This is a genomic window from Spongiactinospora rosea (assembly GCF_003315795.1).
GTDB classification, from domain to species: domain Bacteria; phylum Actinomycetota; class Actinomycetes; order Streptosporangiales; family Streptosporangiaceae; genus Spongiactinospora; species Spongiactinospora rosea.
The window spans coordinates 182,319-188,544 of sequence record NZ_QMEY01000017.1 but is presented as its reverse complement, the minus strand read 5'-3'; the positions used below and the strand labels follow the sequence as shown (position 1 = coordinate 188,544).

Genomic DNA, 6,226 nt, shown 5'->3' with positions numbered 1-6,226 from the left:
GGTCGTGCCGGACGTCCGCTGGGAGACCCGCGAGGAGAACCGGCTGGCCGCCGAACGCAGGGAGCCGAACGGCGGCCCCTGGGGCCCGGACACCTGCAAGCAGGGGTTCGTATGGCGCGAGGCCAATCGGTCCGACCACGTCTGCGTCTATCCGTCCAGCCGGTCGCGAGCCTGGGTCAACAGCGCGAACGCGGCCTTCGGTCTGCAGGACCCGTCCGCCCCTCTGCGCATCGGTGGCACCAGCGCTTATGAGGAGTACTATGCGCCGGAGGACTTGGTGACATGGAGGGTCAGTGGCGCCTTCAGCCGGAACAGCAAGGTCACCTTCAGCACGTACGGCTATCGCAATGGAGGCTGGCAACTGGAAACCGGCTACACCGTTGACACCGACGCCAACGGCCGAATTGCCAACAACGGGTATATCCACACGTTCCGCTGCAACCTGGAGTCCTCCCGCCGGGCGAAGGCCTTCCTCGTCGCGGCGGATCACGCGAACGGCCAGGTCAGCAACCCGGGCCAGGTCACCGACCCCTGGTGCATACCCATCCGCTGAGCCGCCGGGCGGTGGAGCCGCGGACGCCGTTCGAGATCCGGCTCCTCCGCCCGCTTCTTCTCTTTTTCCCGGCTGATCGAGGACCGTGTCCCACCGGAAGGGAACGAGACCCGGTCACCTCCAATGGTGCCCAGCGCGGCGGCGCACGGACTTCGCTGATGTCGCACTGCGGAGTGCCCGCACTCGGCGCTCAGTCGGTGACCGGGTTCGGTACAAGCTCGATATGGCCGTCGTCGTCCACGGTGTACAGCTCGATCCCGAGCAGGTGACGGGCCGGGGCAAGGACGCGTTCCGCCCGCCATAGTCGAGCGGACGGGACGATCAGCGCGTAGCGAATGCCGTCCGCTCGGCCGGTCATCCGCCGCAGGAGTTGGCCGTACCCGTGTCGATGTCCGGGCCGGCGCTATCCCCCCGGCGTTCCATTTGGCCTCGCCGATGAGCGTCTCAGCGTCACGCACCGCCGCCACGTGCGCGTGCTTGTTGCCGCCGGAGGGCCGCAGATGCTGCAGCGGCCGGCGAACGCCTGGTGAGCCCGAGCCGGTCCGGCAGCGAAATTCACCTGGTCCAGGGCGCCGGGGAGGACGCGGCGGATCTCGTCGGCGGTGGCCATGACGTGGTGTGCTGCCACGGGGTGCTCATGTACGTGCAGTACCCGCGGCCGCTGGTAACAGGCGGCGGTGAAGACGGCACGTCCCGGCGGGCTGGTGTCGCTGCTGACGAAGAACGCCACCACGCCGGCCATGCGCCCGGCGCTGGAACGACGGTGGGCTGACGCCCTGGCCGTCATGGACGCCGCAACCGAGATCGGAAACCTCGGCGTGGCCACCCGCGCCGACAGCCTCGAGGCGCTGGAGGCCCTGCCGGCCGGGGCGGGGGCGGCCACCGTGGCGTGGTACGGCGTACGCGTGTTCACCGACCATCTCGGTGACGAACCCCTCGGCGCAGGATTCGACCAGGTCCTGGAGGCCGAATGGGAAGCGGGACGACGCGACCCCTACCGGCGGGTCGGGCGGCAGATCCACGTGATCGCCGCCGCCGGGACGGTGGGTACGCGGTGATCGGCCGGTCGCCGCTGACGGTGACCGACAGCCGGCGGGCCGCCCGCTCGTGCTGCGATCGCGGCTGCTTTTGCTGCCACGCCTCCTGGCGGGTCTTTCGCCGCCTGGGGGTGACGGGCTCTCCGCGGTGGCATACCGGCTTTTACCGGCTGGCCCTGAACGCGCACGGCCGGCCGCCCCTGCGGCCGTCACACTGGTCGTCCCAGCGGATGAACGGTTCGTCCCGGACGGGTTGCCGGTCATGGCCGGCACGAACGAACTCCTGGCGGCCGCGCTGATCTACCCGCCGGCCCACGGCACCGGCCATGAAGCCACCGAGGGGCTACCGGGCGACGTGCTGATCCACCCGTCCGCCGATCGAGCGGCGATGATGACGGACGTCCTTGGGGCATCATGGAACCGGTGCGCGGGCGCTCCCTGCAGGACCTGCCGACGGCCGAGGGATCGCTGCCGCTCAGTCGGGTCGCGCAGATCGGGTTACAGGCGCTGGAGGCTCTGAGCGCGCGCTGTGGTCGCTTGCTCCCAATGCTCCCGGCCGCATAGAAGATCAACAGGAGCACCCGATCGATCCCGAACGCTCTCAACCGCCGTCAACCGGCCCCATCAAACGCCACTGGCCTGCGAATCTGGAAAAGCCGCAGGCCAGCGGACAGTCCGAACTACCTTGACACGGTAGAGGTCACTGGTTCAATCCCAGTATCGCCCACCACCACGTTCTCACAATGGTGGCCTCACGATGAGGCGCCGTTCCCTGTCGACGATCACCTTTCCCACCATGAGTCGGCCGACCTGTTCTGGGGCCGGTGATCCGTGGGCGGTCCCGTCGAATATGGCCATCTGATGCTGGACGCCGTGTACTGCCGGCGTCCGATTCAAGGAGTACCGCGCCCTGCTTCCCGGCGTCTCCGGCCCGCGGTTGACACTGCGACTACGGCAGCCACCGGCGCACTGGAGCGAGCGAGACACCCACCGATTGATCACTCGCCCGAGACGACCTGACCGTGGGCAGGTCGCCCCCTTGGCGGAATGTCTAGAATCCGGCTAGATGTCCGTTCTGTCGGGGAGTGAGCCGTGGCCGAGTTCGATGTGCCGGATCGGGTCGTTGCGGCGATGGTGGCGTTCGTGGCCGCGGGCGCGGAGGTATCGCGGCTGGCCGCCGCGCATCCGCGGCCGACCGAGATCGCGGCGGGCAAGGCGGTGCTGACCGACGAGCAGCGTGAGGAGTGGCGGGCGGCGCTCGCCGAGGAACGGCGGCTCGGCGAGGTGGTGCGGAACGACCCCTGGTGGACGGAGGTCGCCCCGGGACGGCGATTGGCCGCCGAGGCTCACGTACGCGACCTCGCGAAGGCGACGCGCGCGGAACCGGGCATCCCGGACCGCTGACGACGGAATGGGGTCCCGCTCGGCACCGGGAACGGCGAGGCGATCGCCAGTGCAGGGCACAGCGTCGGTCGAGCAGGGCGAAACCGTCGGCAGCTCGTGGAACGCTGCTGTGACGTCGGGATTTACGCGCGACACCCAGCGCTATGGCGACAACGAAGAGCCGACCCTGAAGGCGACAGCCGGCTCAGCCGACCGTCGGAGCCGGCAGTGTGACCGCCTCGCGCAGCTCGGCGGCGGCCTGGGCCATGAGCTGAGCGAGGGTGGTGTCCGGCTCGGCTAGCCAGCGGGGCATGGCGCGCCGGTGGATCGCCAGCACCACGTCGATGATGAAGCGTGCTTTGCCGGGCTCGACGCCGCGGCGCTCGAGCGCCGGTGCCAGCGCGTCGGCGATGTCGGCGAGCTTGATCAGATCGCGCTCGGCCAGTGCCGGGTTGGCGGCGATCACTCTTCCCCGGCGCAGCAGGAACTCGCGTGGGCGGAAGACCTCCTCGGCGGTTCCCAGCGCGGTCAGCAGCGCCTCGATCGGGGTGAGGCCCGGGTCGGCCGCCTCGACCTGGGCGACGAGGTGGGCCTCGAGTTCGTTGCCGGCGAAGAGGACTTCCCGCTTGTCGGGGAAGTAGCGATAGAAGGAGCGCTCCTTCAGACCGGCGGCGCCTGCGATCTGCGCGACCGAGGTGCGCTCGAACCCCTGCGTCTCGAACAGCTCGAGCGCCGCGCGTTCGAGCCGGCCCTGTGCGTCGGATTCCCATCGCGGCATACCCATCAGGGTACGACAACAGGAGCTGTTATCGGCTGGTACGTCAATGACAACAGATGCTGTTATCAGCCAGGAGGTCGCCATGAAGGCCCTGCAATTCGACCGGTTCGGTTCCCCGGACGTGATCGTGCTCCGCGACGTCCCACAGCCGGAACCGGGACCCGGCCAGATCCGGATCGCCGTGCGGGCGTGCGGCCTGACACCGGCCGACTGGCACGTCGTCGACGGTCTCCTCGCCGACCATCTGCCGCCGCTGCCGCGCGGGCTCGGCCTCGAGGTCGCGGGCACCGTCGACGCGCTCGGCGAGGGCGTCACCGGCGTCCGGATCGGCGACCGCGTGTTCGGCCCGGCCACCTTCGACGGCCAGACGGCCGGCGCCGCCGAGTACGCGCTGATGCCGGCCTGGGCACGCATTCCCGAGGGCGTGACCGCCGAGCAGGCCGCCGCGCTGCCGATGGCGGCCGAGACGGCGTGGCGCGCGCTCGACGACCTCGGCGTCCAGCCGGGTGAGCTGCTGCTCGTCCACGGCGCGGGCACCACCGTGGGTGAGGCGGCGGTGCGCTTCGCGCTGCACCGGGGTATTCGGGTGATCGCCACGGCCGGGCCGACTCGCGCCGCCGCCCTGGAAGAGATCGGCGCCCAGGTGACCGCCTACGGCGAGGGCATGGCCGAACGCGTCAGCGCACTGACCCCAGGCCCCGTGGACCGCGCCCTGGACACCGCGCCGACCGGGGGCCGGATCGACCGCGCCGACCGGCCCAGCCCGGCCGGCGGCTCGCTACCGACCTTGATCGAGCTGACCGGGGATCCCGACCGTGTCCTCACCGTCTCGGACTTCGCCGCCGCAGCCGAACTGGGCGTCCGGATCACCACCGAGATCCGCTACGACCAGATGAACGAGTTCGCCAGGCTCGCCGGCGAAGGCATCCTGGTCGTACCGGTCGCCCGCACCTACACCCTCGACCAGATCCAGGAAGCGGCCAAGCTCAGCCGATCCCGCCGCCCCGGCGGCAAACTCATGCTCGTCTTGTGATCGCCCTGCCGGCCCGGTAAAGCGAGACCACCTCGACGAGGAACGTGGCCAGGCCTCTTCTCCTCGTCCGGGCGCCTTGTCCTGTCCGGCGGTCAGAACAAGGCGTCGCGTACCTGCAACGGCAGGTACCGGTCGGCCCGAGCCGGGCGAGTTCACCTTCGATGTGGGCATCGATGGCGCCGAAGAAGTTGATGTTCTCGCTGTGCGTCGGGGAGATGTGGCGTGATGGCCTGCCCCACGCCTGTCATGTCCCGTTTTGGCGCAACCTGCCGCCATGGCGGCGTCGCCAGTCAGACCAGCCGAGCCGGTGGACTGCACCGTGCACGGGCCGAACGACGAGCGTGGTGAATAGTCGCTGGATCTCGTTGCACGTGAGCGGGATCAGCCCGTCCAGGCGGAATGGCGGGCGTGTTCGTCGGCGCGGACGATGGCGAGAAGGGCGTGGGCGAGCATGACCACGAGGCGAGACGGCGGACCTGGTGCTCGTCCAGTCCGGCACCGCAGCCGGCGACCAGCAACGGTGGTAAGCCAGTTCACCGGTGGTGCGGTTGGTGGCTGCCGAGGCGGGGTTCGGCCAGTCGATGACGGCCCTGTCGTAGAAGCGGTGCCCCTTGCCGCCGGTCCCTGCCGACGGCTTCAGCCCGCCCACTTCGGCACCTTCACCACCAGGGCATCCGCGCGGAACTTCCCCGCGCCGCAGCTTGGGGTTCCCTCCGTAAACCTCAGGAACCGGCCGATCATGCGGGCGGCCGGCTCCGGCTTGGTCGCGAAGACGGTGTCCTCGCCCGGTCCCGTCGCCCGGCAGCGGTCCGGGTCACATGTCCACGAGCGCGGGACGTACAGTGCGTGGTCGATCGCCGCGTGTCCGCGGCGGCCTGCATGGACGAGGTGGACAGCGACCTGAGCGTCTTCGAGCCTCCCGGCCGTGCCGGTGTACCGGCGCTGGACACCCACGGTGCGCGTGCCCTTCTTCACGTCCCCGGTCTCATCGACGACCAGCTCCGCATCGCCGTCGTGCAGATGTTCCAGCACGTACTCGCGCACGTCATCGCGCACGGTGTCGGCATCCCCCTCAGCCCGGCCGAGCAGGTGCTGCACTCCATGCGGGCTGGCCTGCCCGGCCCACCCGGCGATGCTCCAGCAGTTCTTGCGCGGCAGGTCCGACAGCCGCCCCAGCACCAAGTCCCGCACCCGACGCCGGGAGTTCACCCCACGCGAACCGGCCCGCCATCCGGGACATCAGGGCCTCGAACGCCTCCCGCCGGCGGGCAGGGTCTACGCTGTGACTCGCGTTCACCTCATGATCGTCGGTCTTCACACACCGATGATCGACAGTGGCCGCGCCCGTCTTCACCGCTCCTCGGTCACGACGTGCGAAGGCGGGCCGCGTCCCTTCCGTGTCCCGCACGGGGCACGCAGCGTTCGCCCGCCGTCTCGTGCCA

Annotated in this window: 6 protein-coding genes and 1 pseudogene; 4 read left to right on the top strand and 3 right to left on the bottom strand. The window is 70.1% G+C overall.

What is annotated here, in order from left to right; all coding sequences use genetic code 11:
- Positions 1 to 553: hypothetical protein (locus DP939_RS31145; RefSeq protein ID WP_199565528.1), on the top strand; the 553-nt coding region annotated here is incomplete at its 5' end.
- 190 nt (positions 554 to 743) lie between these two features.
- Here DP939_RS31145 and DP939_RS46375 read toward each other — a convergent pair.
- Positions 744 to 911, bottom strand: coding sequence for a hypothetical protein (locus DP939_RS46375; protein WP_158578775.1), 168 nt, complete (start codon positions 909 to 911; stop codon positions 744 to 746).
- A 319-nt stretch (positions 912 to 1,230) separates the two neighbouring features.
- Between DP939_RS46375 and DP939_RS31140 the strand changes: the two genes are divergently transcribed.
- The gene (locus DP939_RS31140; protein WP_147268208.1) at positions 1,231 to 1,611 is read left to right on the top strand and encodes a hypothetical protein; all 381 of its coding nucleotides are present in this window, start codon (positions 1,231 to 1,233) and stop codon (positions 1,609 to 1,611) included.
- A 1,071-nt stretch (positions 1,612 to 2,682) separates the two neighbouring features.
- Positions 2,683 to 2,994 (top strand): hypothetical protein, encoded by a 312-nt coding sequence (locus DP939_RS46370; protein ID WP_158578773.1) that lies wholly within the window; start codon positions 2,683 to 2,685, stop codon positions 2,992 to 2,994.
- A gap of 184 nt (positions 2,995 to 3,178) precedes the next feature.
- Here the strand turns inward: DP939_RS46370 and DP939_RS31125 are convergent, their stop codons facing one another.
- Positions 3,179 to 3,751: a TetR/AcrR family transcriptional regulator gene (locus DP939_RS31125; RefSeq protein WP_113984391.1), complete on the bottom strand. Its 573-nt coding sequence runs from the start codon at positions 3,749 to 3,751 to the stop codon at positions 3,179 to 3,181.
- Between the two features lie 82 nt (positions 3,752 to 3,833).
- Between DP939_RS31125 and DP939_RS31120 the strand changes: the two genes are divergently transcribed.
- Entirely contained in the window at positions 3,834 to 4,784 is a 951-nt protein-coding gene (locus DP939_RS31120; protein ID WP_113984390.1) for an NADP-dependent oxidoreductase, read from the top strand.
- Between the two features lie 244 nt (positions 4,785 to 5,028).
- Here DP939_RS31120 and DP939_RS31115 read toward each other — a convergent pair.
- Positions 5,029 to 6,081, bottom strand: a pseudogene (locus tag DP939_RS31115) (IS701 family transposase).
- Positions 6,082 to 6,226: the final 145 nt, after the last annotated feature.

Excerpts from the sequence above, each read along its gene's own strand:
- DP939_RS31120 (WP_113984390.1), top strand. The coding sequence starts at position 3,834 with ATGAAGGCCCTGCAATTCGACCGGTTCGGTTCCCCGGACGTGATCGTG.
- DP939_RS31125 (WP_113984391.1), bottom strand. The coding sequence starts at position 3,751 with ATGCCGCGATGGGAATCCGACGCACAGGGCCGGCTCGAACGCGCGGCG.
- DP939_RS46375 (WP_158578775.1), bottom strand. The coding sequence starts at position 911 with ATGACCGGCCGAGCGGACGGCATTCGCTACGCGCTGATCGTCCCGTCC.